Origin of the sequence: Arthrobacter sp. KN11-1C, from assembly GCF_052180225.1 — a bacterium.
Classification (GTDB): domain Bacteria; phylum Actinomycetota; class Actinomycetes; order Actinomycetales; family Micrococcaceae; genus Arthrobacter.
The window spans coordinates 2652771-2678167 of record NZ_CP197467.1; the positions used below are offsets into that span (position 1 = coordinate 2652771).

The 25397-nt window shown below is 63.8% G+C and carries 25 protein-coding genes, 7 tRNA genes and 1 riboswitch; of the genes, 12 read left to right on the forward strand and 20 right to left on the reverse strand.

The window, feature by feature from the left end:
* Positions 1-2: 2 nt before the first annotated feature.
* From ACSBOX_RS12425 to hisI, 4 genes are all read right to left on the reverse strand, one after another.
* A complete protein-coding gene (locus tag ACSBOX_RS12425) occupies positions 3-275 on the reverse strand; it encodes an HGxxPAAW family protein (protein WP_442542742.1) in 273 nt (90 codons plus the stop codon).
* An 89-nt stretch (positions 276-364) separates the two neighbouring features.
* Positions 365-970, reverse strand: a complete 606-nt coding sequence (locus ACSBOX_RS12430) for a Trp biosynthesis-associated membrane protein (protein WP_442542743.1) — start codon at positions 968-970, stop codon at positions 365-367.
* Positions 967-2547 (reverse strand): anthranilate synthase component I, encoded by a 1581-nt coding sequence (locus ACSBOX_RS12435; RefSeq protein WP_442542744.1) that lies wholly within the window; start codon positions 2545-2547, stop codon positions 967-969. Before ACSBOX_RS12435 ends, ACSBOX_RS12430 begins: the two co-directional genes overlap by 4 nt.
* A 57-nt stretch (positions 2548-2604) precedes the next feature.
* Positions 2605-3033, reverse strand: a complete 429-nt coding sequence (gene hisI / locus ACSBOX_RS12440) for a phosphoribosyl-AMP cyclohydrolase (protein WP_078105456.1) — start codon at positions 3031-3033, stop codon at positions 2605-2607.
* An 89-nt stretch (positions 3034-3122) separates the two neighbouring features.
* Between hisI and ACSBOX_RS12445 the strand changes: the two genes are divergently transcribed.
* Positions 3123-3767 carry a TIGR03085 family metal-binding protein gene (locus ACSBOX_RS12445; RefSeq protein WP_078105457.1) on the forward strand — a complete coding sequence of 215 codons (645 nt, stop codon included), beginning with the start codon at positions 3123-3125 and terminating at the stop codon, positions 3765-3767.
* Between the two features lie 99 nt (positions 3768-3866).
* Here the strand turns inward: ACSBOX_RS12445 and hisF are convergent, their stop codons facing one another.
* The 14 genes from hisF to ACSBOX_RS12515 form a co-directional block, all read right to left on the reverse strand.
* Complete coding sequence (hisF, locus tag ACSBOX_RS12450) at positions 3867-4643, reverse strand: imidazole glycerol phosphate synthase subunit HisF (RefSeq protein WP_442542745.1); 777 nt, start codon at positions 4641-4643, stop codon at positions 3867-3869.
* 23 nt (positions 4644-4666) lie between these two features.
* The gene (hisG, locus tag ACSBOX_RS12455) at positions 4667-5527 is read right to left on the reverse strand and encodes an ATP phosphoribosyltransferase (protein ID WP_078105459.1); all 861 of its coding nucleotides are present in this window, start codon (positions 5525-5527) and stop codon (positions 4667-4669) included.
* 142 nt (positions 5528-5669) lie between these two features.
* Positions 5670-5933: a phosphoribosyl-ATP diphosphatase gene (locus ACSBOX_RS12460; RefSeq protein ID WP_018778638.1), complete on the reverse strand. Its 264-nt coding sequence runs from the start codon at positions 5931-5933 to the stop codon at positions 5670-5672.
* Positions 5934-6089: 156 nt separating this feature from the next.
* A complete protein-coding gene (gene ribH, locus ACSBOX_RS12465) occupies positions 6090-6575 on the reverse strand; it encodes a 6,7-dimethyl-8-ribityllumazine synthase (protein ID WP_284981500.1) in 486 nt (161 codons plus the stop codon).
* Between the two features lie 37 nt (positions 6576-6612).
* The gene (gene ribA, locus ACSBOX_RS12470) at positions 6613-7314 is read right to left on the reverse strand and encodes a GTP cyclohydrolase II (protein ID WP_442542746.1); all 702 of its coding nucleotides are present in this window, start codon (positions 7312-7314) and stop codon (positions 6613-6615) included.
* Positions 7311-8006 (reverse strand): 3,4-dihydroxy-2-butanone-4-phosphate synthase, encoded by a 696-nt coding sequence (gene ribB, locus ACSBOX_RS12475; protein WP_442542747.1) that lies wholly within the window; start codon positions 8004-8006, stop codon positions 7311-7313. The genes ribA and ribB overlap by 4 nt, the downstream gene beginning before the upstream one ends.
* Complete coding sequence (locus ACSBOX_RS12480) at positions 8003-8641, reverse strand: riboflavin synthase (RefSeq protein ID WP_442542748.1); 639 nt, start codon at positions 8639-8641, stop codon at positions 8003-8005. Before ACSBOX_RS12480 ends, ribB begins: the two co-directional genes overlap by 4 nt.
* Positions 8641-9792: a bifunctional diaminohydroxyphosphoribosylaminopyrimidine deaminase/5-amino-6-(5-phosphoribosylamino)uracil reductase RibD gene (gene ribD, locus ACSBOX_RS12485; protein WP_442542749.1), complete on the reverse strand. Its 1152-nt coding sequence runs from the start codon at positions 9790-9792 to the stop codon at positions 8641-8643. The genes ACSBOX_RS12480 and ribD overlap by 1 nt, the downstream gene beginning before the upstream one ends.
* Positions 9789-10487, reverse strand: a complete 699-nt coding sequence (gene pnuC / locus ACSBOX_RS12490) for a nicotinamide riboside transporter PnuC (protein ID WP_442542750.1) — start codon at positions 10485-10487, stop codon at positions 9789-9791. The genes ribD and pnuC overlap by 4 nt, the downstream gene beginning before the upstream one ends.
* An 85-nt stretch (positions 10488-10572) precedes the next feature.
* Positions 10573-10727, reverse strand: a riboswitch (FMN riboswitch).
* Between the two features lie 99 nt (positions 10728-10826).
* Positions 10827-11489: a ribulose-phosphate 3-epimerase gene (rpe, locus tag ACSBOX_RS12495; protein WP_078105467.1), complete on the reverse strand. Its 663-nt coding sequence runs from the start codon at positions 11487-11489 to the stop codon at positions 10827-10829.
* Between the two features lie 92 nt (positions 11490-11581).
* On the reverse strand, positions 11582-13132 hold the full coding sequence (locus tag ACSBOX_RS12500; protein WP_442542751.1) for an RsmB/NOP family class I SAM-dependent RNA methyltransferase: 1551 nt from the start codon (positions 13130-13132) through the stop codon (positions 11582-11584).
* Complete coding sequence (gene fmt / locus ACSBOX_RS12505; protein ID WP_442542752.1) at positions 13129-14049, reverse strand: methionyl-tRNA formyltransferase; 921 nt, start codon at positions 14047-14049, stop codon at positions 13129-13131. Before fmt ends, ACSBOX_RS12500 begins: the two co-directional genes overlap by 4 nt.
* A complete protein-coding gene (gene def, locus ACSBOX_RS12510; RefSeq protein WP_442542753.1) occupies positions 14046-14612 on the reverse strand; it encodes a peptide deformylase in 567 nt (188 codons plus the stop codon). Before def ends, fmt begins: the two co-directional genes overlap by 4 nt.
* A 50-nt stretch (positions 14613-14662) precedes the next feature.
* Entirely contained in the window at positions 14663-15544 is an 882-nt protein-coding gene (locus ACSBOX_RS12515) for a cytochrome (RefSeq protein ID WP_442542754.1), read from the reverse strand.
* Positions 15545-15706: 162 nt separating this feature from the next.
* Between ACSBOX_RS12515 and ACSBOX_RS12520 the strand changes: the two genes are divergently transcribed.
* The 3 genes from ACSBOX_RS12520 (at position 15707) to acs (ending at position 19659) form a co-directional block, all read left to right on the forward strand.
* A complete protein-coding gene (locus tag ACSBOX_RS12520; RefSeq protein WP_442542755.1) occupies positions 15707-16855 on the forward strand; it encodes a GGDEF domain-containing protein in 1149 nt (382 codons plus the stop codon).
* A 143-nt stretch (positions 16856-16998) separates the two neighbouring features.
* Positions 16999-17673 carry an acetate uptake transporter gene (locus ACSBOX_RS12525; protein ID WP_442542756.1) on the forward strand — a complete coding sequence of 225 codons (675 nt, stop codon included), beginning with the start codon at positions 16999-17001 and terminating at the stop codon, positions 17671-17673.
* Between the two features lie 6 nt (positions 17674-17679).
* On the forward strand, positions 17680-19659 hold the full coding sequence (gene acs / locus ACSBOX_RS12530; protein WP_442542757.1) for an acetate--CoA ligase: 1980 nt from the start codon (positions 17680-17682) through the stop codon (positions 19657-19659).
* Between the two features lie 691 nt (positions 19660-20350).
* On the opposite strand, the gene ACSBOX_RS12535 is transcribed toward acs, so the two are convergent.
* Positions 20351-21295, reverse strand: a complete 945-nt coding sequence (locus ACSBOX_RS12535; protein ID WP_442542758.1) for a PASTA domain-containing protein — start codon at positions 21293-21295, stop codon at positions 20351-20353.
* Between the two features lie 157 nt (positions 21296-21452).
* Here ACSBOX_RS12535 and ACSBOX_RS12540 point away from each other — a divergent pair, with 157 nt between their 5' ends.
* Positions 21453-21638, forward strand: a complete 186-nt coding sequence (locus ACSBOX_RS12540) for a hypothetical protein (RefSeq protein WP_442542759.1) — start codon at positions 21453-21455, stop codon at positions 21636-21638.
* Between the two features lie 652 nt (positions 21639-22290).
* On the opposite strand, the gene ACSBOX_RS12545 is transcribed toward ACSBOX_RS12540, so the two are convergent.
* A tRNA-Val gene (locus ACSBOX_RS12545) sits at positions 22291-22365 on the reverse strand.
* A 236-nt stretch (positions 22366-22601) separates the two neighbouring features.
* On the opposite strand from ACSBOX_RS12545, the gene ACSBOX_RS12550 reads away from it, so the two are divergent.
* The 7 genes from ACSBOX_RS12550 (at position 22602) to ACSBOX_RS12580 (ending at position 25388) form a co-directional block, all read left to right on the forward strand.
* Positions 22602-22674, forward strand: a tRNA-Gly gene (locus ACSBOX_RS12550).
* 55 nt (positions 22675-22729) lie between these two features.
* A tRNA-Cys gene (locus tag ACSBOX_RS12555) sits at positions 22730-22800 on the forward strand.
* A gap of 41 nt (positions 22801-22841) precedes the next feature.
* Positions 22842-22916: transfer RNA gene (locus ACSBOX_RS12560), tRNA-Val, on the forward strand.
* 54 nt (positions 22917-22970) lie between these two features.
* Positions 22971-23043 (forward strand) — tRNA-Gly (locus ACSBOX_RS12565).
* 48 nt (positions 23044-23091) lie between these two features.
* Positions 23092-23166 (forward strand) — tRNA-Val (locus ACSBOX_RS12570).
* Between the two features lie 54 nt (positions 23167-23220).
* A tRNA-Gly gene (locus ACSBOX_RS12575) sits at positions 23221-23296 on the forward strand.
* Between the two features lie 667 nt (positions 23297-23963).
* The gene (locus ACSBOX_RS12580) at positions 23964-25388 is read left to right on the forward strand and encodes an amino acid permease (RefSeq protein WP_442542760.1); all 1425 of its coding nucleotides are present in this window, start codon (positions 23964-23966) and stop codon (positions 25386-25388) included.
* The last annotated feature ends 9 nt before the right edge of the window (positions 25389-25397 follow it).

Sequence of the window (25397 nt, forward strand, 5' to 3'; positions counted from 1 at the left end):
GGTCAGTGGCCGGCGTTCTTCAGCTTGCTGCCGTCGACGCCGTAGCCCGCCCTGCGCATGGCCCAGCCGGCGATCAGGCCGCCGAACATGACAACAATGCCGGCGATGAAAATGGGGGTGCTGGCGATCACAAAGGCGATGGATGAAATCAAGGCCCCTACCAGCATGACAATCACGCAGGTCCACGCGGCCGGGCTGTTGCCGTGGCCGATGGCGTCGCTGTGGCTTGCAGCGGTCACAGGGGCCTTGCTCGCGGACACTGTGGTTTTGCTCATGTGAAAATCTCCTCAGGATGAATACTGCTTACATTCTGCCATTTATTGACTGCACCCGGGACATCGTCCGACGTCCGGACAGTCGAGTCTTACGTGGGGTCTTCTCCGCGGGAGAGGCTGTCCCAGCTGTCGATCTCGTCGACCGGTCCGGAACCCGCGAGGGCCGCCCGGCTGGCGACGTCGTACTTGGTGCGCGCCTTCCAGTGCCGGCCCGCGAGCGGAAGCAGGCCACCGCACAAGGCGAGCAGGCCGGCAGCCACGACGGCGAGTACCGGGAAGACGGTGGACGATGCGGCCGCCTGCCCGCCCGAAATGCCTGTGGTCGCCGCAATGGTTCCTTGCGCCGCACCGAGTGGGTCTGCCAGGACGGTCACCGCGGCAATGAGGATGCCCGCCGAGGCGAGCACGATGATCGTTGAAATGATCCAGCGCGAAACCTTGCCCGCAATGGACGATGCCAGTCCCCCGGCAAGGGCGACGAGCGCGAGCGCGGTCACCGCTGTGGCGGCCTTGCTCCCCTGGACGTGGAGGTCGGCATTCGCCGCGGCGGCGGGATCGAGCCGGACGTTGATCCAGGTCTGGGTGGTGGTCCCGAAAACGGCGAGGGCAAGAATGGCCATGGCGAGCACGACGTTGCCCTTCCGTGCCCACACGGGAGGCTTTGTGGTGGCCGTCTGAGGGCGGTCGGCGGTCACAGCGCGGGCTTCCCGTCGACGATCGATTCCGCGGAAACGGCGTCCGGGGAAATGTTGTTGAGCGATCCGGCAGTGTGCACGGCACGCAAGGGGGCCGCCGCCTTGTTCACGGTCTCCAGCGCTTCGGAAGGCTTGTGGGAATCGGCCACGATGCCGCCGCCGGCCTGGACGTACGCCCGGCCCTCACGCAACAGTGCCGAGCGGATGGCGATCGCCATGTCCATGTCGCCCGCGAAGTCGAGGTATCCGACGACGCCGCCGTAGATGCCGCGCCGGTGCGGTTCGAGTTCGTCCAGGAGCCGCAGTGCGCGTGGCTTGGGCGCGCCGGACAGCGTGCCGGCCGGGAAGGTCGCCTTGAGCACGTCGTATGCCTTCGCCCCGGGCGCCAATTCTCCGACGACAGTGGACACGAGGTGCATGATGTGGCTGAAGCGTTCGACCTCCATGAACTGCGTGACGTCCACTGTTCCAGCCACGCAGACCTTGGACAGGTCGTTCCGGGACAGGTCCACGAGCATGAGGTGCTCGGCGCGTTCCTTCTGGTCCGCGAGCAGCTCGGTGGCCAGCGCTTTGTCGGCTTCCACGGTTTTGCCGCGAGGCCGCGATCCGGCGATCGGGTGGGTGATGACCTCGTTGCCCGTCACCGTCACGAGGGCCTCGGGAGAGGAACCGACGATCGTGTACTCGCGTCCGTCGGGATCTTCGAGGCTGAAGAGGTACATGTACGGACTCGGGTTGGTGTTGCGCAGCACGCGGTACACATCCAGCGGATCCGCGGCGCACTCCATTTCGAAGCGTCGCGAAATGACCACCTGGAAGACCTCGCCGTCGACGATCGCCTCCTTGCCCCGATCGATCGCGTCGAGGTACTCCTGCTCAGCCCAGCGTTCCTGGACGCTCGACGCGAAGTCGAGGGCTTCGGACTGCAACACCGATACAGGCTGCTTCACGGGAGTGCTGATCTGGTCGAGCAAGCGCTTCACCCGGGCGACGGCGTCGTGCCAGGCTTCGTCGACCCGTTCGGAACTGTTGTCGAAATTGATCGCGTTGGCAATCAGCAGGACGGTGCCGTCCATGTTGTCGTGGACAGCCATGTCCGTCACGAGGTTCAGGGCCAGTTCGGGCAGATGGAGGTCATCCTCCGGGGGACTGGTCAGCTTCTCCCAGTGCCGGACTGTTTCCCAGCCAAGGAAGCCGACAAGGCCGGAGGTGAAGGGAGGAAGGTCCGGGAAGCGGTCGGTCTGCAGGGCCGCAATGGTGTCCCGGACGGCGTCGACGGGGCTGCCGTCCACGGGCACGCCGACGGGCGGCTCGCCGATCCAGTGCGCCTGGCCGTCCTTGCTGGTCAAAGTGGCACGCGAACGCGAACCAATGAAGGAATAGCGTGACCATGCCCCTCCGACGGCTGCCGACTCCAGGAGGAAGGTGCCGGGTTGGCCTTGGGCCAGCTTGCGGTAGAGCCCGATGGGAGTTTCGGCGTCGGCCAGTACCCTCAGCCGGACCGGGATGACACGGCTGTGCGCGGCGAGTTCGCGGAACTCCTCCAGGCCCGGGCTGATGATTCCAAGGTCCTGCATGGTTTGTGTTCTCCGCCTTTTCTTGTGTGCTTGCCTCAGTGGATGGTGTGTAGCGGGCTAGTCCCGCTCGCCGGTCACGGCGGCGAGGCTCCGGTCATCGAAGCACGTGCGCGTCCCGGTGTGGCAGGCCGCGCCCACTTGGTCGACGCGGACCAGGAGGGCGTCGCCGTCGCAGTCCAAGGCCACCGATTTCACGAACTGAACGTGCCCGGAGGTGTCTCCCTTGCGCCAATATTCCTGGCGGGAGCGGGAGAAGAAGGTGACGCGTCCGGTGGTCAGGGTCCGGTGCAAAGCTTCATCGTCCATCCAGCCGAGCATCAGCACTTCGTCGGTGTCGAACTGCTGGATGATTGCTGCCACAAGGCCGGCGGAATCGCGCTTGAGCGCGGCGGCCAGCTCGTGCGGGAGCGGACTAACGGGCACGACGGCGGGCTCCGCGGCAGAAGCGGCAGCGGGCGTGGCTGGGGGTGTTGACTGCTCAGACATCAGATCAAGTCTAGTGCCTCATGTGGAGGCGAAATTCAGCGGCGGTTCCACTGCGCAACAGAGCGCGTCTCGTGCTAGTTTCACAAGTGATGCATTTCGTCGATCCCTCCCGCGAAGTACTGGCCGAAACACTCCTGGCGGCCGGACCTGACTCCCCCACGCTCTGCGAAGGGTGGCTGACAAGGGACCTCGCTGCGCACTTGTACTTGCGGGAGCGCAAAGCGGCCGTCGGTATTGGATTGCTCATCAAGAGCCTCGCCCGGGCCTCGGACAAAGCCACTGCCAAGCTGGCCTCCAAGCTCAAGACCACGGAAGATTACGCCGAGCTGGTGAATACCTTCCGTTCAGGGCCGCCGGCTTTGTCTCCCTTGAAGATCAAGGCCCTCGACGAGTCCTCCAACCTCATTGAATATTTCGTGCACACGGAAGACATCCGCAGGGCCGGAGACCGTTGGGCTCCACGGGCCCTCGACGAGGAATACTCGGACGCCTTGTGGGATGAATTGATCAAGCGCGCCGCCATTCTCTACCGCGGCGTGGATCTCGGGATCGTGTTGGTTCGCCCCACCGGCCCCCGCCACGTTGCCAAGCGGGCTCCCGTATCCGTCGCCATCGTGGGCGAGCCCGGTGAACTCCTTATGCACGCCCATGGCCGCACGCATCACGCCCTGGTCACCTTCGAAGGCCAGCCGGACGCCGTCGCGCTGCTCCAGTCCGCCGAAGTCGGCCTCTAACCCGCCCGTTAACCCAACTAACTCGCAGTTGTTGTCGTTATGAGCGCTCAAAACGACGTTAACTGCGAGCCAGTTGGGTTGGAGTTGGGTCGGATCCCGCTAGCGGACCAGGAAGCCTGCATCGCGGATCGCGGCTTTGACCTGGGCGATCATGTCATCCGGGCCGAAATGGAACACCGACGCGGCCAACACGGCGTCGGCACCGGCCTCCACCGCGGGCGGGAAGTGCGCCGGTTTGCCAGCACCGCCGGAAGCGATGATCGGGATGTGGACGGCCGCACGGACCAGACGGATCAGTTCGAGGTCGAAGCCGTCCTTGGTGCCATCGGCGTCTATCGAATTCAAGAGGATCTCCCCCACACCCCGGTCCGCGGCTTCCTTTGCCCACGCAACGGCGTCGATTCCGGTCCCCTGGCGTCCACCGTGGGTGGTCACCTCGAAGCCGGAAGCCGTGGGCTCGAAGCCGGGCCTGGTCCGCCGCGCGTCCACCGACAGCACCAGCACCTGTGATCCGAAGTGGCGGGTGATCTCGTCGATGACGTCAGGGCGCGCGACGGCGGCTGTGTTGATGGAGGCCTTGTCCGCGCCGAAACGCAGGAGCTTGTCCACTTCGGCCACGCCCCGGACGCCGCCACCGACGGTCAGCGGGATGAAGACTTCCTCGGCGGTGCGGCGAACGACGTCGAACGTGGTTTCCCGGTTCCCGGAAGACGCCGTGACGTCAAGGAACGTGAGTTCATCCGCCCCGGCGTTGTCATAGCGGTGCGCCAGCTCCACGGGGTCTCCGGCGTCGCGCAGCCCCTCGAAGTTGATGCCCTTCACCACACGGCCGGCGTCGACATCCAGGCAAGGGATGACCCGTACTGCTACAGCCATTGCTGCTCCTCGATTGTCTCGTGTCAGATGCGGCAGGCGTGGATGCTGCTGACCAGGATTGCGCGGGCGCCGAGGTCGTACAGTTCGTCCATGATGCGGTTGGTTTCCTTTTTCGGAACCATGGAGCGGACGGCAACCCAGTCCGAGTCGCGCAGCGGCGACACGGTGGGCGATTCGAGCCCCGGGGTGAGGGTGGCTGCTTCTTCGACGAGGTCCTTGCGGATGTCGTAGTCCATGAGGACGTACTGGCGGGCCACGAGCACGCCCTGCAGGCGCCGGATCAGGACCTCGATCTCCTTCGCCGTGCCGTTTGCGGCACCACCCTCGCCGGTGCGGCGGATCAGGACGGCTTCGGACTTGAGGATGGGCTCGCCGAAGATCTCCATTCCTGCAGCCTTGAGCGTGTTGCCGGTTTCGACGACGTCGGCGATCGCGTCGGCGACACCGAGACGCACGGAAGACTCGACGGCACCGTCAAGGCGGACCACCTTGGCTTTGACGCCGCGCTCGGCGAGGTAGTCGCGCAGGAGGCCGTCGTAGCTCGTGGCGAGGCGCTTGCCTTCAAGCTGCTCGACGCCGGTGAAGTCGCCGACGGGCCCGGCGAAACGGAAGGTGGAGGCGGCAAAGCCCAGGGGAAGCAGCTCTTCTGCTTCGACCTGCGCGTCCAGGAGGAGGTCGCGGCCGGTGATGCCGACGTCGAGGGTGCCCTGGCCTACATACACGGCGATGTCGCGGGGGCGCAGGAAGAAGAACTCAATGTCGTTGTCGGGATCGACCATGACCAGTTCACGGGTATCGCGGCGCTGGCGGTATCCCGCCTCGGTCAGCATCGCGGAGGCGGCTTCGGACAGGGAACCCTTGTTGGGGACGGCTACTCGCAGCATGGGGGGACTTTCTTGGGAAGTGGAAGGGGAAGTTTCAGGCATTGTGCTCACGGCGCTGTTCTCGCAAGAGACGGCGCAGTCAGCGCGGGGGCCACGCTGGGCTCCGCCAGGACCTTTTCAGGTCCGGACCGAGCGGACGTGGCTAGAGATGCTTGTAAACGTCTTCCAGGCTCAGACCCTTGGCGAGCATCAGGACCTGCAGATGGTAGAGCAACTGGGAGATTTCCTCGGCCGCGGCTTCATCGGATTCATACTCTGCAGCCATCCAGACTTCAGCGGCTTCCTCCACGACTTTCTTGCCGATGCCGTGGATTCCGGAGTCCAATTCGGCCACGGTACGGGAGCCTGCCGGACGGGTCGCTGCCTTTTCGCTCAGTTCTGCGAACAGCGTCTCGAAATTCTTCACGCCCTACAGCCTACTTGCTCGGGGCCTGTCGGGTCATTGCATGACGGAAGGGATGTGAGCGAACGCACAAGCCGTCGTCGAGATCGCCGGAACGCGCCCCGCTCGCCGGAAGGCTCCGGCGAGTTGGCACCGTTCCGGCGAGCTCGCGGCAAGTGACTAGGTGTACTGCTTGAGGGTCAGCGCAGTGGAGAGCGCAGCGGTCACGGCTTCGTGGCCCTTGTCCTCGGACGAGCCTTCCAGCCCGGCGCGGTCCAGGCCCTGCTGCTCGGTGTCGCACGTGAGCACGCCGAAGCCCACCGGCACGCCGGTACGGACGCTGACTTCGGTGAGGCCCGACGTCGCCGCCTGGCAAACGTAGTCAAAGTGCGGCGTGCCTCCGCGGATGACGACGCCGAGGGCAACGACGGCGTCGAAGTGCGGCGCGAGCCGTGCAGCTGCGACGGGAAGCTCAAAGGATCCCGGGACGCGCAGCACGGTGGGCTCGGCGATGCCGGCTTCCTTGGCGGCACGCAGCGCGCCGTCGAGAAGGCCGTCCATGATCTGGGTATGCCAGCTGGCAGCAACGATGGCGAGTTTCAGCTGGTGGGTTTCCTCGGGATTGAGGGTGGTGAGGTCGATGGTGGGGGCGCCGTGTCCGCTCATGGGTGTGTGGTGATCCGTTCAGTCTTAAGGGTGAAGTTCAGTCTTGTTCGAGGTCAAAGGTGCCGGCGGTTGCGTGCGTGCCGGCCGGTTCAGTGTCGCCGAGGGTCAGGCGGTGGTCCATGCGGTCCTTCTTGGTCTGGAGGTACCGCAGGTTTTCTTCCCGGGACGGGACCTCGGTGGGCACCATCTCGACCACCTTCACGCCGGCCGCGGCAAGCCGGTTCTGCTTGTCCGGGTTGTTGCTCAGGAGCCGGATTTCGTGAAGGCCCATTTCGGCAAGGATCTGGGCGGCGGCCTTGTAGCAGCGGGCGTCCACGGGGAGTCCCAGCTGCTCGTTGGCCTCGACCGTGTCGAATCCGGCCTCTTGCAGGGCGTAGGCCTTGATCTTGTTTGCCAGGCCGATGCCGCGGCCTTCCTGTCCACGAAGGTAGAGCAGGGTCCCGCCCTCTTCGCGGATGAGTTCAAGGGCGTAGGCCAGCTGTTCGCCGCAATCGCAGCGGTACGAACCGAAAACGTCGCCCGTAAGGCACTCCGAATGCAGGCGCACCAGGGGAGGCTTGCCGGCAATCGGCGCTTTCGGGGAACTCACGGCCAGGTGCTCCGCACCGGTCGCGAGATCGGTCCACGCCTGTGCCACGAACTCACCGAAGGCGGTGGGTAGCTGGACAATCGGGCCGCCGCTCACGGGATGCGGTGCGCGCGCGGCTGTGCCGCCGTCGTGCGTTGTCGCTGTGGTCATCGCTGCTCCTCGTTTCCTGCCGGAATTGCAACCTGGTGCCCCGCCTCCGTCGCTACAACATAAGCTACGAGGTCCTCGATCGAAATCAGAGGACATCCATGCTCGGCAGCGAACTCCCGGAGGCTGTCCAGGCGCATCATTTCACCATCGTCATGTACCAACTCGGCGATCACGCCCACCGGGGCGAGCCCCGCAAGCCTGCAGAGATCAACTGCCGCTTCCGTGTGTCCCGGACGTTCACGCACTCCCCCCTTAACGGCCCGGAGCGGAAAAATATGCCCGGGCCGTGTGATCGAGGACGGAGTGCTGCTGGAATCAGCCAGAATCCGGGCCGTCAGGGCCCTGTCCGTGGCGGAAATACCGGTGCTTACGCCCAGCGCAGCATCACAGGACACCGTGTACGCCGTGCCTTTGGCGTCTTCGTTGACCAGGACCATGGGCGGCAGCGCCAGCGCATCGGCCCGCGACTCCTCGAGCGGAACGCAAATGACTCCCGAGCTGTAGCGGATGGTCCAGCCCATGAGGGCAGGCGTCGCGTGTTCGGCGGCGAAGATGATGTCACCTTCGTTTTCGCGGTCTTCATTGTCCACCACGATGACGGGCCGGCCGGCTGCCATGGCCTGCACGGCCTTCTCCACAGGGTCCAGGCCCTGGCGCAGTACCGTGGTGCTGCCGTTGTGTGCGGCGCTCACTGGACGGCCCCGCCGGCTGTTGCTGAAGTACGGAAGGACAACAGGCGCTCGGTGTATTTCGCGAGAACGTCCACCTCAAGGTTGACGCGTCCACCGGCGGGCTTGGCCCCGAGCCCGGTTTCGTCCAGCGTGGTGGGAATGAGGCCCACTTCGAACCAAGGGTTCTCTTCTTCGGCCGGGCTGACGGCGGTGACGGTGAGTGAAACGCCGTCGACGGCGATCGAGCCCTTTTCGGCGATGTACCGTGCCAGCGGGGCCGGCACGGCGAAGCGGAGGCGGTCCCAGTTGCCCAGCGACTCGCGCTCCAGAAGCTGCCCGACGCCGTCGACGTGGCCCTGCACGACGTGGCCGTCCAAGCGGCCGCCCGCCTGGACGCACCGCTCGAGGTTCACCAAGTCGCCGGCGGCAAGCTCGCCGATGGTGGTGCGGACGAGGGTTTCGCCCATGACATCGACGCTGAACTCCCGGCCGTCGATGTCCGTTGCGGTGAGGCATACGCCATTGACCGCGATGGAGCCGCCCAATCCAAGCCCCTCAGTAGTGCTCGGGGCCGTGAGGCGCAGCGTGGCGCTGGCCTCGCCGTCGTGCTCGACGGACAGGACCGTGCCTTGCTCGGCAACGATTCCGGTAAACATCAGTGTCCTCCTGTGGTGGTGTCCGAGGCGTCCTTGCCCGGAAATGGTTCGTGGTGTTCGGTGTGCGACTTGCTCCAGGCCGGTTTGTTTCCGTCCGATGGTCCGGACCTCAAATGCAGCCTGAGGTCGCGGCCCAGCGCATGGACCGCACCGCCGCCGGCGTCGTCCCAGTTCCAGTGCTGGGCGTCGGCGAGGGTGGAGATGCCGAGATCCATGAGGGCAGGTGTACCGGCACCCAACAGGGTGGGCGCAAGATAGACGATCAATTCATCCACCAGGCCGGCGGCGAGGAAGCCGCTCAGGATGCGGGAGCCGCCTTCCACCATGACGTGCCGGACGCCTTGGGCGAACAGCAACTCCAAGGCCTCTGACGGGTCACGGGTCGGCAACTGGATGAACTTGCCGTCAGTCCCGCGCACGGCGGCATCCGCCGGCACCTCCCGCAGCCCCATGACGGCCCGGAGCGGCTGGCTTGGCGATTCGACGCCGTCACTGTCCCGCGCGGTCAGCCGGGGGTTGTCCACCAGGACGGTTTCGGTGCCCACAAGGATGGCGTCGATCAGGCGGCGCAATCCGTGGTTGTCGGCGAGCGATTCAGGGCTGGAGATCCATTGGCTGGTTCCGTCGGCGGCCGCGATCCTGCTGTCCAGGGTCTGGGCAATGTGGAGCGTGACGAATGGGCGCCTGGCATCTACCGCATTGAACCACTCGCGGTTCAGCTTCAAGGCCTCGGCCGCGGCAAGCCCGGACCGCACGTCCACACCGGCAGCGCGCAGCCTGCCGGCACCGCCTGCAGCCGGATCGTGGGGATCATCGACGGCGTAAACGACCCGCGATATGCCGGCGTCAATGATCGCCGTGGTGCACGGTCCCGTGCGCCCTACGTGGTTGCACGGCTCCAAGGTCACTACCATGGTTGTTCCCGCGAGGTCGAGGCCTTTCGCCTGCGCCTTGGCGATCGCATCCGCCTCGGCGTGTGGCGTCCCTGCGCCGCGATGGTAACCCGTGATGAGCTGTTCTCCGCTGGGCCCGAGCACAACCGCACCCACCAACGGGTTGGCACCGCGATGTCCCCGGAGGGCCACGTGAAGTGCCGTCTCCATGGCGGCGGACTCAGCTTCCGAAAAATTCGGGTCAATAGCGTCGCTCATGAGAGGGCTCCTGCGGTTTCCGGCTCGGGCGTTGGCCTGAGCGGCCGGCTTTCACGTCGGTCTGCGCGCCACCAGACGAAGAATCCGGCAAGGGTGAAGAACCCGTAAAAGAGGTACATGAAGGCGCTGGCAAAGTAGCCTGCGCTAAAGAGCAAGGGAACGCCAACAATGTCCACGGCGACCCAGATCAGCCAGAATTCGGTCCAGCCACGCGCCATGCCAGACGTCGCCAGGAGGGAACCCATGAAGGTCCAGGCGTCTGCCCACACAGGAGGGTACGATCCCATGGAAGCGAAGACGGGAGTCAGCGCGGCTGTTCCCGCAATCATGGCGGCCACCATGCCGATCCGCGCTGTGGGGCTTGCCCAGCCGGGCACGACGGCGTGGCCATGCGTGCCTGCTTGGAGTCCTTGGCGCCAGCGGTACCAGCCGTAGACGGCGACGGTAATGAACATGATCTGGCGTCCTGCCTGGCCCCATAGGGTTGCCGGCGAGGCGGCGCCGAAGACGTTGCCCAGAAAGACCGAGAGCAGGAGCAGGTTGCCCGCGATTCCGATCGGCCATGCCCAGACTTTGCGGCGCATGCCGCCCAGGGCGCTGGCGAGCCCGAAAATATTGCCTAGCACTTCGCGAAGAACAAGCACAGATCCGCCTACGGGAATCTGTGCTTCGAAGAGCCATCGCAGAAAGTCCATGTCGTTCCTTCCCTCGAATGCCGCGATGGCTCCGGGGGTGTACGACAGCGCGATGCCGGGCGCACGAAACGCCCAAAGCATGACTGTACGTGCTTCTCCCATCCAGACTTTAACTGTCGGTACTGGAATTCCACCAGTTCAACCGTCCGCCGTCGTGATTCCCGTGAAAGAATCGCGATGGCTCGCGGGTCGCGGACTATAACCGCCGGTTCGGAATTACACCGACCCCGGAGCACGTATGTGTGTTGCTATTCTGACACAACTGGGGGCATGGCCGATGTATTCCCGGTGCAATATGCATGCCTTTGCGTCATTGTTGTCACATTGCAGCGGGTCCGGTCACATTGCCGCGAGGCCGGCCGCCCGGAGCCGCTCAATGGCGGCAGCGGGGTCCTCATGTCCGTACACCGCGGAGCCCGCAACGAACACATTCGCACCGGCCTCTGCTGCCCGGACAATGGTCTCCTCGGTGACGCCGCCGTCGACCTGGATGGCGACGCCGATACCCGAACCTTCGATCGCCGCACGCGCCCGCCGGATCTTGGGCAGGGTCACGTCGAGGAAGGACTGCCCGCCGAAGCCCGGCTCCACGGTCATGATGAGGAGCATGTCCAGTTCGCTGAGCATGTCCAGGTATGGTTCCACCGGCGTGGCCGGACGGAGCGCCATGCCTGCCTTCGCACCGCGGGCACGGAGCTCACGGGCGAGCTTGATGGGAGCCATCGCCGCTTCCGCGTGGAAAGTCACGGAAGCCACGCCGGCGTCGGCGTAGGCCGGTGCCCAGCGGTCGGCGTCGGCGATCATCAGGTGCGCGTCGAGCGGCACCGGGCTCACGGCCTGGATCCGCTCCACCACCGGAAGGCCCAGAGTCAGGTTCGGCACAAAATGGTTGTCCATTACATCGACGTGGACGGCGTCGGCGTTGCTGATTCTCTTCAGCTCGGCTTCCAGGTTCACGAAGTCCGCGGACAGGATGCTCGGGTTGATACAGCACTCAGTCAAGGCAGTTCCCTCAGTGTTGGTGGCGGTCTGGTGGTTGTGGCAATTCTCCAGCTTAGGTACGCGGGACGTTCAACCGGGAAAGGCGCCGAAGGTTACGGCTTCTTCCGGATCAGCGCCAGGAACATCGCATCGGTTTGATGCACATGCGGCCACAGCTGGGCGGTCAACTCGTGCCCGGCTCCAAGGTTGCCGCTCAGGCTGACCGCGTCCAGGGCCGCGCCGGCGTCGATCTGCTCCAAGTCGTCCCGCTTGCGCAGGACATCGCTGACGACGGCGGTGGTTTCGGCCGGGTGCGGGGAGCACGTCACGTACGCCACCACTCCGCCAGGCTTGACGGCGTCGATGGCCGAATTGAGCAATTCACGCTGAAGCGGGCCGAGATCGGCGAGGTCCTTGGGGGTCCGGCGCCAGCGTGACTCGGGCCGGCGTCGCAGGGCACCCAGGCCGCTGCAGGGAACATCGACCAACACGCGGTCGAAAGCCTCCGGTTGTTCCGTGCCGACGTCGCGACCGTCGCCAACCCGCACGGTCCAGGAGTCCGCGGGAACCGCAGACAGGGCTTGGCTGACCAGCTTGGCCCGGTGCTCCGCGGGCTCGTTGGCCAGGAGGGTCGCACCTTCCTGGCGGGCGAGGGCCGCCAGCAGCGCGGCCTTGCCACCGGGACCGGCACACAGGTCCAGCCACTTCTCGCCGTCCCGGGCAGCCTGTCCGAGGTCCACACCAGCGACGGCGCGGGCTACCAGCTGAGATCCGACGTCCTGGACGCGCGTGGTGCCTTCGCGGATGGAGGACATGCGCCCGAGGTCGCCACCGCTGGACAGCGCCGAGTCGATCACGAGTTCACCGGGAGTGGCCCCGTTCTCCAAGGCTTCATCGAGGTTGCCGATGCCGGGAAGCGCCACGAGGTTCACCACAGGGGCGGCGTTGTCGGCTTCGAGCAGTTCGGTGATTTCACTCGCGGGACGGCCATGCATGACGAGCGACTGGCGCAGCGCCCTCACGATCCATTCCGGGTGCGCATGGCGTACGGAGGCGATCCTGGTTTCGTCGGTCTCGCTCTCCAGCAGATGGTCGAGCCACTCCGCGAGCGTCCTGGCGGTGACCTTCCGGAGCACCGCGTTGATGAGCGCCGACGGGCCGGCCCCGATGACCGCGCGGGCCAGCCCGACAGTCTGGTCGAGCGCCGCATGGGCGGGAACGCGCATGGCGAGCAATTGGTGGGCACCAAGCCGCAACGCATCCAGGACTGCCGGATCGAGTTGGTCGAGCGGCCGGTCGACACACTCGGCCAGGACGGCGTCGTACATTCCCTGGCCGCGCAGTGCTCCGTAGCTCAGTTCGGTGGCGAATCCGGCGTCGCGCTTGTCGAGGTGGTGGTGGCGGATCCGTGAGGGCAGCACGAGGTTCGCATATGCGTCTTCCGAAGCGACTGCGCGCAAGACTTCGAAGGCCACCAATCGCGCCGGATCCGCGCGCCGGGTCCGCTGGGACGGCGCGTTGGTGGTGAAACCGCGTTGCGGGCCCCTGTTGCGTTCGCGGCCTTGGGCGTTGCGGTTGCTTTCGCCGCGGGGACCGCGGTTTCCGTGGCTCCCGCCGTCCCTGTTCCCACTGTTGTCGGAGCCGCGCCGGCCGGACTCATTCATTCGAATTCCACGCTTTCTGGTGTTGCCAAACCACGGGCCCAATCGGCCGACGGCATCATCTTTTTGCCCGCAGGCTGGATCTGCCCGAGCTGCACTGCATGGGATCCGGTCCCGACCAGGACGTTCTTGCCGTCAACCCGGATCGATCCGGGTGCAAGGTCCCGGATGTCCGGGCGCAAACCGACGGGTTCCAGTTTGACGCGCTGCCCGTCGAGCATGGTCCACGCTCCCGGTTCGGGGGTGACCCCGCGGGACCTGCGGTTGATGGCGAGGGCCGGTTGCGTCCAGTCGAGCCGGCCGTCGTCGAGCGTCAGTTTGGGCGCGAGCGAAACGTCGCCTTGCTGGGGCACGGGGGACGCCATGCCGGACTCGACGGCGGACAGTGTCTGGGTGAGCAGGACCGCGCCGCTGCGCGAAAGCCGCTCCAGCAAGTCGCCCGCCGTGTCTTCAGGGCGGACGGTTTCCGTCAGCGTCCCGAAAACCGGCCCGGTGTCGAGTCCTTCTTTCAGGAGGAAGGTGGCCGCCCCGGTGATGTCGTCGCCGGCGATGACCGAGCGTTGGACCGGTGCGGCGCCCCGCCAGGCAGGGAGGAGGGAGAAATGGAGGTTGATCCAACCGTGGCGCGGGACTCCGAGTGCGGCCTTGGGGACGAGGCCCCCGTAGGCGACGATCGCGGCGACGTCCGGCTCATACGAAGCGATCCGCTCGGTTGTCCCGGCGTCCACCTTGGAGGCGTGGATGATGTCGATGCCGAGCTCAGCGGCACGTGCTGCCACGGGCGACGGCGTCAGGATCCGTTTGCGGCCGGTCGGGGCATCCGGCCTGGTCAGCACGGCCACGATCTCGAATCCGGCCTCGACCAGCGCGTCAAGGGAAGGGATGGCGACAGCCGGGGTGCCGGCGAAGAGCACCCTCATTCGGCGGCCCCGAAGCTGCCGAAGCTAGAGCCCACGGTGTTGGCCCTCTTGGCGGTGGTCCGTTCGGTCACGGAGTGGTAGTTCGCCGCGCGGATGGCCCGGAGGGCGGTTTTCCGGTCCTCACCCTCCAGGCGGTCCGTGAACAGGATCCCGTCCAGGTGGTCGGTCTCGTGCTGGAAGCAGCGGGCAAGCATGCCCTCCGCTTCAACGGTCACGGGGTTGCCGTGCATGTCCACGCCGGTGGCGCGGGTGGTCCTGCGGCGGCGGACCGGGAACGCGAGTCCGGGAATGGAGAGGCAGCCTTCCACTTCGTCGGGCTGGAAATCATCGCTGCTCTCGAGCACGGGGTTGATGATGTGGCCTTCCACGCCGCCGATCCGGTAGGTAAAGACCCGCTGGCTCACGCCGATCTGCGGCGCGGCGAGACCTGCACCGTCCACGTCTTCCATGGTCTCGGTCATGTCCGACACGAGTTTGGCGAGCTCAGGCCCGAATTCCGTGACTGGATCAGCAACCGTGCGGAGCACGGGGTCGCCGATGATACGGATACTCAAAATGGCCATGTGCTGTCTTTCCTCACGATCGGCGAAGCTTCGGTCCCGGCAAAAGGGGCCTAGGCCAGTTTAGTTGAGCCTGCGGGTGCCGTGGCGGCAGGGTACGACGGCGGAGCCACAGGGAGCAGCGCCGTTCCGGCCGCGGCCACGTCGGCAGACATCTCCCACACCCTCTTCAAGGCGCAGAACTTCCACCAATGGTGTTTGAGGACGTCCGGGTTGGCCCGCTGGGGACGCACTTCGGTCTCGCCGATCGCCACCGCGAGGAGAACCGGGTTTTCACCGTATTTCCACGGCTCCCACTCCCCTGCCACTGGATCCACAAGGCTCTCCTCGGCTTTCATTCCCGCGACAAGCTGCATCACCACCTTGTCGTCGAGGGGTTTCACCGTTCCATCGCGGGTGGTGCCTTTGGTCTTGTAGTCGATCAGGCAGACCCTGCCGTTGATTTTGGCCACGAGGTCCAGGGTTCCGGCGTAGCCCACGCTGGCGTTCCACACGGTGATCTCGGGCGCGATGGGCTCCACCCGGTACAACTCCCACCATTCATCGAAGCGGGCCGCGAACGCTTCCTCTCCGTTGGAAACGAGCTCTTCGAGCGTTTCCTTTACGCGGTGAGGGCGTCCGAGGGCGCGGAGGGCCACTTGCTCGCAGTAGTTGTGCACACGGTCGCCGCGGCGCGCAGCGTCGTCCCGGTACACCTCCGCCGCCTTGGCAGCTTTGTTGACGGCCTGCCTCAACTTGGCAGGACTGGAAAGGTGCTGCGGGAGTTCGGGGTCTTTCGCCAAGCTGCTGGCACCCATGTAGCCGAACCAGCCGTCCAAGGAATGGGCCTGCTGGCCGATCACCGTGGTGATGGAAGGAACCGAGAAAGCCTCGGACGTGGACCGGGCATACATCCGGCCGTATTCGGTGGCATGGGCAAGCAGTGGATCTGTCATAGGAAAACTCTTTCACACACCGCTGACAGGAAGACGCGGAGCCTGGGCAGCCGTCCACGGGACGTCACGGCGCGCTATTTAACTAGACCGTATGCATGGTGCACTTGGTTCTGTGACTCACAGTGCCATAATTGGACACGTCCTCGGCTACGGGAGCAAATCTTGGTCCTCGATATAACAACTCTGCGAGTCGCCCTTGGCGTTGTCGCCCTGACGCTGCTCCTTTTGTTCTATGCATCCTTCAGGCGCACGCGTTCGTCCTACAACGGGTGGTGGTGCATCGCGCTTCTGTGCTTCCTGGCTGGAAACCTGGCCTTCCTTCTCAACGGCACGCCGCATCAAGTCTGGGCAAATCCCTCGGGGAACGTCCTGTTGGTGGCGGGCGCGCTGAGCGTGTGGACGGGCGCCCGGTCCTTGAGGAAGTTGCCGCCGCCAAAGTGGCAGTTTGCTACTGCGTGTGGAATCACGGCCCTTGCCTCCGTTGTGGAGAGCCCCGGTTACAACACCTGGTCCGGAGGCTTGGTATATCTGGGATTCATGACGCTGGGCATCGCGTTGGCCTCCCGAGATCTGTGGCGCCTGGATTCCAGCTATTCCCACGTGCACAAATCGATGGCCTTGGCCGCCGGCTTCCTTGCCGCCTACTATTTTTGCCGCCTTGCTGTTTACCTCGTCGAAGGTCCGACCGGCCCGACCTTCCGCATGTATTTTGGCCCGTCGATTGCCAGCCTCGTCACGCTGGTACTCCTGGTTGCCGTTTCCTTCAGCATGACCGCCCTCAGCAACGATCAGCTGATCAACCGGCTCAGCGAGCGCGCTGCCCGCGACAACCTGACCGGGCTTCTCAATCGTGGCACATTCATGGACTTGGCCACCAAGGAACTCGAGCGCCTGCACACTTCAAGCTCGGTCGCTTCCTTGATCCTGGCCGACCTGGACCACTTCAAGGCGATCAACGATGAGTACGGCCATGCCGCCGGCGACGCCGCGCTGCAGGCATTCGCGGCCGCGTGCAACGAGTCGGTACGTTCCACCGACCTGGTCGGACGATACGGGGGCGAAGAGTTCATCCTGCTTTTGCCGGGAGCCAGCCAGGAACGGGCCGAAAGCATCGCGGCCGACATCAATCGTGCCTTGGCGGCAAGCAAAAACCTCGAGGACATTCACATTCCTACCGTGAGTTACGGAGTCACCTCCACCGGGTTCGACGCCGTCGACCTCACCGCGATGATTGCCGCTGCAGACGCGGCCCTCTACGAAGCCAAGTCACTCGGAAGGAACCGGGTGGTCAGGGCAGCGCCCCGCGGATAGCAGCGAAGCGTCCGCCCATGTGACTTACGCCACAAGATACTGTGATTTGAACCACACTGCGTTTCGATTGTGACTTGCATACTCAGGTGTAATCTGATATGCGACGCCAGTGATGGTGCTGGTGCTGACCAAGGAGTCGTGCCATGAGTATCGAATCAAGTTCTGCCGCGGGAACCGCCCCGGCCGATAGTGGTCACCGGGCTGGAAATCCCCTCCCAGCCCAAAGTGTTGCGGTATCACCGCAGCCGAGCGCCAGTCCCCCGTTTGCTGATCCTGCAGCCTTGGGCTTGGGCGCTTTCGCATTGACCACTTTCGTTTTGAGTGTCGTCAATGCCGGCCTGATCGCCAAGGGCGACGAACCCGTAGTCCTTGGGTTGGCACTGTTCTATGGTGGCCTTGCACAGTTCGGCGCAGGGATCTGGGAGTTTGCCAACCGCAACGTCTTCGGCGCGACGGCCTTCTGCTCGTACGGGGCGTTCTGGCTGTCCTTCTGGTTCCTTGCCCAGTTCAGCGCGGCCGGCCTTCCACCGGCGGACGCCGGCAAGGGCGTCGGCCTCTATCTGCTGGCGTGGGCCATCTTCACCGCATACATGACCATTGCCGCGTGGCGTGTCAGCATGGGCGTCTTCGCCGTTTTCGTTTTCCTGACCCTGACCTTCATCGCCCTGTTCATCGGCGCCTTCGCCGCGTCCTCCGCCATGACGATGCTTGGCGGCTGGCTGGGCATTGTGACTGCGCTCATCGCTTGGTATTGCTCCCTTGCGGTGGTGGCGAACTTTACGTTCAAACGAGTCCTGCTTCCTGTGGGACCACGGTGACCGGCGATGGCCGACTACCCGACAGAATCGGATGAGACCCTCGCAAACCTGCTGCACGAACAACGGCGATTCCCTCCGGAAGCCGGCTTTACCGCCCAAGCCAACGCCACGGCGTCGGACTATGAACAGTCCGACGCCGACAGGCTGGCCTTCTGGGCGAGGCAGGCGGAACGGCTGGACTGGTCGCAAAAATGGTCCGAGGTCCTGGACTGGTCCAACCCGCCATTCGCCAAATGGTTCATCGGGGGCAAGCTGAATGCGGCCTACAACTGCCTGGACCGGCATGTCGCCGCCGGCCGCGGAGACAAAATCGCCTACTACTTCGAGGGGGAAGGCGGAGATACCCGCACCATCACCTATGCCCAGCTCACGGACATGGTCTGCCAGGCCGCGAATACGCTGACTGATTTGGGCGTCACGGCAGGAGACCGGGTGGCGATCTACATGCCGATGATCCCGGAAACCATCGTGGCGATGCTGGCTTGCGCCCGGATCGGGGCTCCGCACACCGTCGTCTTCGGCGGGTTCTCCGCGGACGCCCTCCGGACCCGGATCCACGACTGCGACGCCCGGATCGTCATCACCTCCGACGGCGCCTACCGCCGGGGCAAGGCAACCGGGCTGAAGGCCGCCGTCGACGAGGCCCTGCTGGACTGCCCGGACGTCCGCAACGTCCTTGTGGTCCGACGAACAGGCCAGGAGATCGACTGGATCCAGGGTCGGGATATCTGGTGGCATGAGTCGGTTGAGTTGGCCTCCACTGACCATCAGGCCGAAACGTTCGATGCCGAGCATCCGCTGTACGTGATGTACACATCGGGGACCACCGGCAAGCCCAAGGGCATCCTGCACACCACCGGCGGCTACCTCACGGCATGCGCGTATACGCACTGGGCGGTGTTCGATCTGAAGGCTGCCTCCGATATTTTCTGGACAGCGGCGGACATCGGTTGGGTCACCGGGCACAGCTACATCGTGTACGGTCCCCTGGCCAATGGCGCCACCTCCGTACTGTACGAAGGGACTCCCGATACCCCGCACCAAGGACGCTGGTGGGAAATCATCGACAAGTACAAAGTTTCGATTCTCTACTGCGCCCCCACCGCGATCCGCACGTTCATGAAGTGGGGCGCCCAGATACCGGCAAAGTACAACCTCGGGAGCCTGCGTGTGATCGGCACGGTGGGCGAGCCGATCAACCCCGCGGCGTACATCTGGTACCGGGAGAACATCGGGCACAACCGCACGCCCGTTGTGGACACCTGGTGGCAGACCGAGACCGGGTCCATCATGATCAGTCCGCTCCCTGGAGTGACGGCGGGCAAACCGGGCGCCGCCATGAAAGCCCTGCCCGGGATCGTGGCCGACGTCGTGGATGATGCGGGCGCGCCGGTTGCCAACGGTTCCGGAGGCTATCTGGTGTTGAAGGCGCCGTGGCCCTCCATGCTGCGCACCATCTGGGGCGACGACGACCGGTACGTGGAGACCTACTGGTCACGGTTCCCGGGACTCTACTTCACAGGAGACGGCTCGAAGAAAGACGAGGACGGAGATATCTGGCTCCTGGGACGGGTCGACGATGTGATGAACGTGGCCGGGCACCGGCTCTCGACGACGGAAATCGAATCGGCACTGGTGTCGCATGCGAAAGTCGCGGAAGCCGCCGTCGTCGGCGCCACTGACGAAACCACGGGGCAAGCGATCGTCGCCTTCGTCATCCTCCGCAGCGAGGCGGGCGACGGCGGCCCGGAAGTAGTGCAGGAGCTGCGTGAGCATGTGGCCAGGGAAATCGGCAAAATCGCCCGACCCCGGCAGATCATGGTGGTGGCCGAACTGCCCAAGACCCGGTCCGGGAAGATCATGAGGCGGCTGCTCAAGGACGTCGCACAGGACCGGCCGATCGGGGACGTCACGACCTTGGCGGATTCGTCGGTCATGGATCTGATCAAGGCCGGGATGCCGGGCGGAGCTGGAGGGCAACGGTAGGCTGTGGCATCCTCTGGCTCCCTTTTGGTACGACAGGCACCACAAGGTATATCCGACGGAGCCAGACTAGCCATCTGCCAGTAAGAACAGCCAAAACCGCGAGCTGAATCCGAACGCTCGTCAGACCTAGCTCCCGGCCCGATTCTGACGTGTGAATTTGCGACCTCGCGGACTTAGCCGGACGCGCCATCTATCTTTGTATTGGGGGAGCCGCAACGGGCGGGGACCACGAAGAAGGGGAGCCCAAATTGGCTACTAGGACGCTGTATCTGGACATCGACTCTGCTGAGGCCAAGGCGCACGATGACGCGCTGATTAAGGCGCAGACCGCTCTGTTGGAGAAGGTGGCAGCAGGAACTGGGACGGTTGCACGTAACTATGCCGAAGCCTACGCATTGATCAGCGGCCATGTTTCGAGCACTTCCTCGACAGAGGTCAAGGGATAGCTGCTGGAGGCGATTCCGCGCCCGTCGGGAAACTTACCCGGCGGGCGCTGCTTTTATCCCTCCTGAAGCCCGCGACGGTAAGCCTCAGGGGCGACGCGCATAAGAGTTGACCCGGTTGTGGGCTGGAAACGTGCGGGACGTGTAATCGACCAGCGCAATGACCCATTCGTTCATCCGATCTTCTTCCAGGTTCCGCAGCTTTGGCTTACGAATCCCTCGCCTGCGTATACGGTCACGACCGGGCCTTATGGGGCAAAGGTGATCATGTCGTTGGCAATCGTTCCGCCTTGGGCTGTGGTTCGTTCCCAATAGCAGTCGTGGACGCCGACGGTCGTCTGAACTTGATAGGAACCGGCGGCTATGTCCTTACCAACGGCATAGGTGCCATCGGGCATTTGGGTGTCAGGATTTCCACTTCCGACGTGCTGCAACTGCGCCGCGAATGGCGCGTCCGGGCACATTGCCGCGGCAGATTTGGCAGTAGCTTTAGTGCTCCGTTGATAGCTGTCTGCGCCCGTCCGGCCCCAGTCGGCTTTGGGCGGAAGCAAGCAGGCCTCAAGAACGTCGCTGAATGCCCACGATGGGTCGCTGATGTCTCCGCCATCGGCCCCGATCTGGTTGACTACGGCCTGTTCGTCGGGTTCCAGCGTGTAGTGGTCGTGCCACCAGGTGCCCCCGATTTGTCCATCGCAGCTTTCGAACCCCTTGAAGTCCGGATCGGCCCATACGGCCTTGACTGTGTTGAAGTGCTTAGCGGGCGTCGTCGACGAGACGCCGACGATCCCGGCTATTGTGCAGCTAAAGTCATATCGAGTTGCGCGAGCGGAAGCGGCTGCAGCAGCCTTCAGGCTGGCATCGGTCCCGTGGAGGTGCAACCTAATCAATGCCCCTGAGCCTACCTCCACGCCGGCCTTGGGTTCAGTGCTCTCAATAACCGCATTATCGGGAGGACTGGCGACGGTCTTTCCGTCATCCCCCACGGCCTCGTAGTAGAGGCCATTTGGCTGGATGAATTCGAAAGCGTCCTGAAATGTTTTCCCGGACAAGTCGGGCAAAGTGATTGGCGCTGGCGTAGCGGACGCCGAAGCTGTTGGTGAGTCGACACTCGCCGCAGACTTTCCGCCGCATGCGGTCAACACCAGAGACAGAACCAAACAACCTAGCGCGACGCTTTGTTTCGTGCCCACCATTCCCCCAACGTAGAAACCTGCAAATCAAAGGCAATTATATGGGGGCTTACGAACGGATTCGTTCGCTGTTGAAGTGACTCCGGATTGGATTTCTCCGCAAAGTCTGTACACGTGACGACCGTTACGTGCGCTCCCGTGCATGCGGGACAATGTGACCATGAACCCCAGTCGCGCCAGGGAAGACGCTTCCCAGCCTCTACCGCCATCCGCGGCAGGCAAGTCCGTCGAACAGATCGAAGACGTCTTGGACATGATCGATTCCGGCGAGCTGACAGCGACCCGGCAGCAACGCGCCTATATCGCCGGCGCGGTGTACGGAATCAAGGCCGCCATCGGCCAATAGCAAAGCATCGAGAGCGGGAACGTCTAACATGTCGTTCCCGCTCTTTTTCTTTGTCTCGACGAAAGTGTTTACACCAATGGTTCGATTGTCACTGAGGCAAGGAAATCCTCGATCGGCAGGGAAGCGCGCCTCTCTGCTGCCGAAAGTTCGACAATCGCTGCACCATAGGCGCTGTGCGTCGTTTCATTCGCGGGGATCCCGATGGCGCAAAGCGGCGAACAGTACGTGCTGCCCCGGGTCTGTGCACCGCATGTCCGGCAATTCCGCACGCTGAGCTCCCTCGCGCACCTCACGTGGATAGAAGTAGCCCAGACACTACCGGCCCTTCACTTCAGGTGCTAGCCCTCAATGGATCACGCGTAGGTCCTCCGGGTGGAGGATCTCCCTGTGTCCGTCCGCGAAAGTGACCCAGACTCCGGTGGCGGTGACTCGCGAGACCTTGCCTGTAGGCCGTCAAACATTGCGGAAACTGCCCACGAACCGGACGCGCTGGCCGGCGAACTTGGCTTTGGAATCCTCTGGGGGCTGGAGAGTGCTCACGGATTACTCCTGGGTCGGTGTTCTCTGAACTACCGCAAACAGGACCTAATGCACGTATCTTGCACGGTGCAAGTCAGGAAGGCTAAAAAGTGCCTCTGACCTGCGGTTTCTTTGGTGGGCGATACTGGGTTCGAACCAGTGACCTCTTCGGTGTGAACGAAGCGCGCTACCACTGCGCCAATCGCCCGTGCACAAGAAGACTAACCGACCCCGGCCGGAATTCAAAAATCGGGGCAACCACCGCGAAAATGTGTGTGAATCACATACGTGTAACTCGCAAAATCCGCGCCAATTCAAGGAACTAACGCTCATTGCCTGCGATTCGGGCAGATCGATTTGGAGTTTCCCGGAACCTCCTATAGAGTTTTTACTCGTCGGAAAGCGACGGAATGCCCCCTGCGGACAGGCCGTCTAAGAAGACATGCGGACGTAGCTCAGCTGGTAGAGCACCACCTTGCCAAGGTGGATGTCGCGAGTTCGAATCTCGTCGTCCGCTCGCAGGACACTGTCACAGCATTGAGTTCTTGGAACCTCAGGAATCGTGCTTACACGGTGGGTTGGCCGAGAGGCGAGGCAGCGGCCTGCAAAGCCGTATACACGGGTTCGAATCCCGTACCCACCTCGGTGAAAACCTTGGTTTCCGGTCCAGGCCGGATTGCATTTGGGCGATTGGCGCAGCGGTAGCGCGCTTCCCTGACACGGAAGAGGTCACTGGTTCGATCCCAGTATCGCCCACCAAGGCAAGGCAACTTGCTTGTTGATGAAGGTCCGGCCCGCCGGAACCCATCATGTGCGGACGTAGCTCAGCTGGTAGAGCACCACCTTGCCAAGGTGGATGTCGCGAGTTCGAATCTCGTCGTCCGCTCTCGTATTTTAAGGTCCCGGCAACGGGCCGGCCGGCTTATGCCGATCCGGGCGATTGGCGCAGCGGTAGCGCGCTTCCCTGACACGGAAGAGGTCACTGGTTCGATCCCAGTATCGCCCACCAAGGCAAGGCAACTTGCTTGTTGATGAAGGTCCGGCCCGCCGGAACCCATCATGTGCGGACGTAGCTCAGCTGGTAGAGCACCACCTTGCCAAGGTGGATGTCGCGAGTTCGAATCTCGTCGTCCGCTCCACTCCCCTCATCCCGGCCCGGTTCCACTGGACCAAAGCATCGACATTATCCAAGCAGCTCCGCCGGAGCTGCTTTTTGTGCCGTGGACGCCCCGCTTACAGGGCCCGCATGTCGGTTTTAGGCCAAACCGTGCGTAAATCCCGGGCTCGCCGTGCCGTCCCAGGCTCGTCTTCGCTCGAATGTAGGATTCTGCTCAATCATTCGGCTGGACAAAAGCCGGGCCCCCGGAATCCCGGGGCCGGCAACGTCGGCGAAGAGAATGATCCAGCAGAATCCGACGGTGTCCGTAGATCGTCGAATCAGCTTCGCTTACCGGAGCTCGTTGTGAGGCGGGAACGTGCGCCGACGGAATGACTGGGGCGTGCCGAACGAAGTATTCCTCGCCTGGCCGGAGGTGCCAGCAACCAGTCAAGGAGCACTTCCAGTTCAGCGCGTCCGCTGATATCCGGGCCCCGGGAAGCGAGCCCCTCCCATACACACGTCTTGTCCTATAACCCCCACTTACAGGGCCCGCATGTCGGAAGGATCGGCAAAACTGATCAATACCACTCAGCAAAAATCACTTTATCCAATGTGATTCAGATCGCATACTTTTCTTCGGGCACTCATTCGCCAACGCCACAAGGCAGGAGCACACAGTGAATCAACAAACGCTTGTCCGTTCGATCATGAGGAAGAAACCCATTGACGACATCGAGGAGGAAAACAAGCACAGCGGACTCTTCAAAAGCCTGGGCCTCTGGCAACTGACTGCCATCGGCGTCGGCGGCATCATCGGCGTCGGGATCTTCTCCCTGGCGGGTCTCGTGGCGCACGGAAGCGCGGACACGCCGGGCGTCGGCCCCGCTGTGCTGATTTCGTTCCTCGTTGCGGGGCTTGCCTCAGCGGCCGCAGCACTTTCCTACGCCGAATTCGCCGGGATGATCCCCCGCGCCGGATCTGCCTACACCTACGGCTACGTCGCCCTGGGCGAGGTCATCGGATGGTTCATCGGGTGGGACCTCCTGCTGGAGTACATCGCAATCGTCGCCGTCGTCGCGATCGGCATTTCCGGATACTTCGACGCGTTCCTATCCGGGATCGGCGTCCACATGCCGGCGTGGATGACCTCGACGGCGGACGAAGGGCATGGCGGCGTCATCAACCTGCCGGCCATCCTGGTCTGTTTGCTGGTCACGTGGATCCTGTCCCGTGGAACCAAGGCCTTCGGCCGCTTCGAGCTAGTGGCGGTGGCCATCAAGGTGGTCCTGATCCTGTTCATCATCGGCCTCGGCATCTTCTACATCAATACGAACAACTACAACCCGTTCATGCCCAGCGGTTTCGGCCCGGTGGTGGCCGGTTCGGCCACGGTGTTCTTCGCCGTGTTCGGCTACGACGCCATGAGCACTGCGGCGGAGGAAGCCAAGGACGGCAAGAAGCACATGCCCAAGGCGATCGTGCTCTCGCTGATCATCGCGATGCTCCTTTACGTTGCGGCGACGCTAGTGCTCACCGGCATGCAGAATTACAAGGACATCAACCCGACGGCCGGTTTCGCCTCTGCTTTCAGCGGTGTGGGCCTGCCCGTCATCGCTACGATCATCTCGGTGTTCGCCGTCCTGTCCATCCTCACCGTGATGTTGACGTTCCTCCTCGGCGTTACCCGTGTTTGGTTCTCCATGAGCCGTGATGGCCTGCTCCCGGGCTGGTTTGCGAAGACGGACCGTCACGGCACCCCGCAGCGTGTCACGTGGATTGCAGGCCTTGCGTCGGCTTTCCTGGCGGGCGTGTTCCCCATCAAGGCCGTTGCCGACCTGACCAACATCGGTATCCTGGCCGCGTTCGTCGTTGTTTGCCTCTCGGTCATCATCTTTCGGTACAAGAAGCCCGACGCACCGCGTACCTTCCGGCTGCCGTTCATGCCTGTGGTTCCGGCATTCGGGATGCTTGCATCCGCCTTCCTCATGACGCAGTTGCATTGGGAAACCTGGCTGCGCTTTGTCGTGTGGCTGGCCATCGGACTCGTGATCTATTTCAGCTACGGCCGCAAGCATTCCCTCATGAATCCGGACAGTCCCCGCCATCAGGAGCTTTCCGTCCACGAGGCCTAGCTATGACCC

Excerpts from the sequence above, each read along its gene's own strand:
- pnuC (WP_442542750.1), bottom strand. The coding sequence starts at position 10,487 with ATGGACTTTCTGCGATGGCTCTTCGAAGCACAGATTCCCGTAGGCGGA.
- ACSBOX_RS12435 (WP_442542744.1), bottom strand. The coding sequence starts at position 2,547 with ATGCAGGACCTTGGAATCATCAGCCCGGGCCTGGAGGAGTTCCGCGAA.
- acs (WP_442542757.1), top strand. The coding sequence starts at position 17,680 with ATGGCCGACTACCCGACAGAATCGGATGAGACCCTCGCAAACCTGCTG.
- ribH (WP_284981500.1), bottom strand. The coding sequence starts at position 6,575 with ATGAGCGGACACGGCGCCCCCACCATCGACCTCACCACCCTCAATCCC.
- hisF (WP_442542745.1), bottom strand. The coding sequence starts at position 4,643 with ATGGCTGTAGCAGTACGGGTCATCCCTTGCCTGGATGTCGACGCCGGC.
- ACSBOX_RS12525 (WP_442542756.1), top strand. The coding sequence starts at position 16,999 with ATGAGTATCGAATCAAGTTCTGCCGCGGGAACCGCCCCGGCCGATAGT.
- ACSBOX_RS12535 (WP_442542758.1), bottom strand. The coding sequence starts at position 21,295 with ATGGTGGGCACGAAACAAAGCGTCGCGCTAGGTTGTTTGGTTCTGTCT.
- ribD (WP_442542749.1), bottom strand. The coding sequence starts at position 9,792 with ATGAGCGACGCTATTGACCCGAATTTTTCGGAAGCTGAGTCCGCCGCC.
- ACSBOX_RS12500 (WP_442542751.1), bottom strand. The coding sequence starts at position 13,132 with ATGAATGAGTCCGGCCGGCGCGGCTCCGACAACAGTGGGAACAGGGAC.
- ACSBOX_RS12425 (WP_442542742.1), bottom strand. The coding sequence starts at position 275 with ATGAGCAAAACCACAGTGTCCGCGAGCAAGGCCCCTGTGACCGCTGCA.
- fmt (WP_442542752.1), bottom strand. The coding sequence starts at position 14,049 with ATGAGGGTGCTCTTCGCCGGCACCCCGGCTGTCGCCATCCCTTCCCTT.
- ACSBOX_RS12515 (WP_442542754.1), bottom strand. The coding sequence starts at position 15,544 with ATGACAGATCCACTGCTTGCCCATGCCACCGAATACGGCCGGATGTAT.
- ACSBOX_RS12540 (WP_442542759.1), top strand. The coding sequence starts at position 21,453 with ATGAACCCCAGTCGCGCCAGGGAAGACGCTTCCCAGCCTCTACCGCCA.
- def (WP_442542753.1), bottom strand. The coding sequence starts at position 14,612 with ATGGCCATTTTGAGTATCCGTATCATCGGCGACCCCGTGCTCCGCACG.
- ACSBOX_RS12480 (WP_442542748.1), bottom strand. The coding sequence starts at position 8,641 with ATGTTTACCGGAATCGTTGCCGAGCAAGGCACGGTCCTGTCCGTCGAG.
- hisG (WP_078105459.1), bottom strand. The coding sequence starts at position 5,527 with ATGCTGCGAGTAGCCGTCCCCAACAAGGGTTCCCTGTCCGAAGCCGCC.
- ACSBOX_RS12445 (WP_078105457.1), top strand. The coding sequence starts at position 3,123 with ATGCATTTCGTCGATCCCTCCCGCGAAGTACTGGCCGAAACACTCCTG.
- hisI (WP_078105456.1), bottom strand. The coding sequence starts at position 3,033 with ATGTCTGAGCAGTCAACACCCCCAGCCACGCCCGCTGCCGCTTCTGCC.
- ACSBOX_RS12580 (WP_442542760.1), top strand. The coding sequence starts at position 23,964 with ATGAGGAAGAAACCCATTGACGACATCGAGGAGGAAAACAAGCACAGC.
- ribA (WP_442542746.1), bottom strand. The coding sequence starts at position 7,314 with ATGACCACAGCGACAACGCACGACGGCGGCACAGCCGCGCGCGCACCG.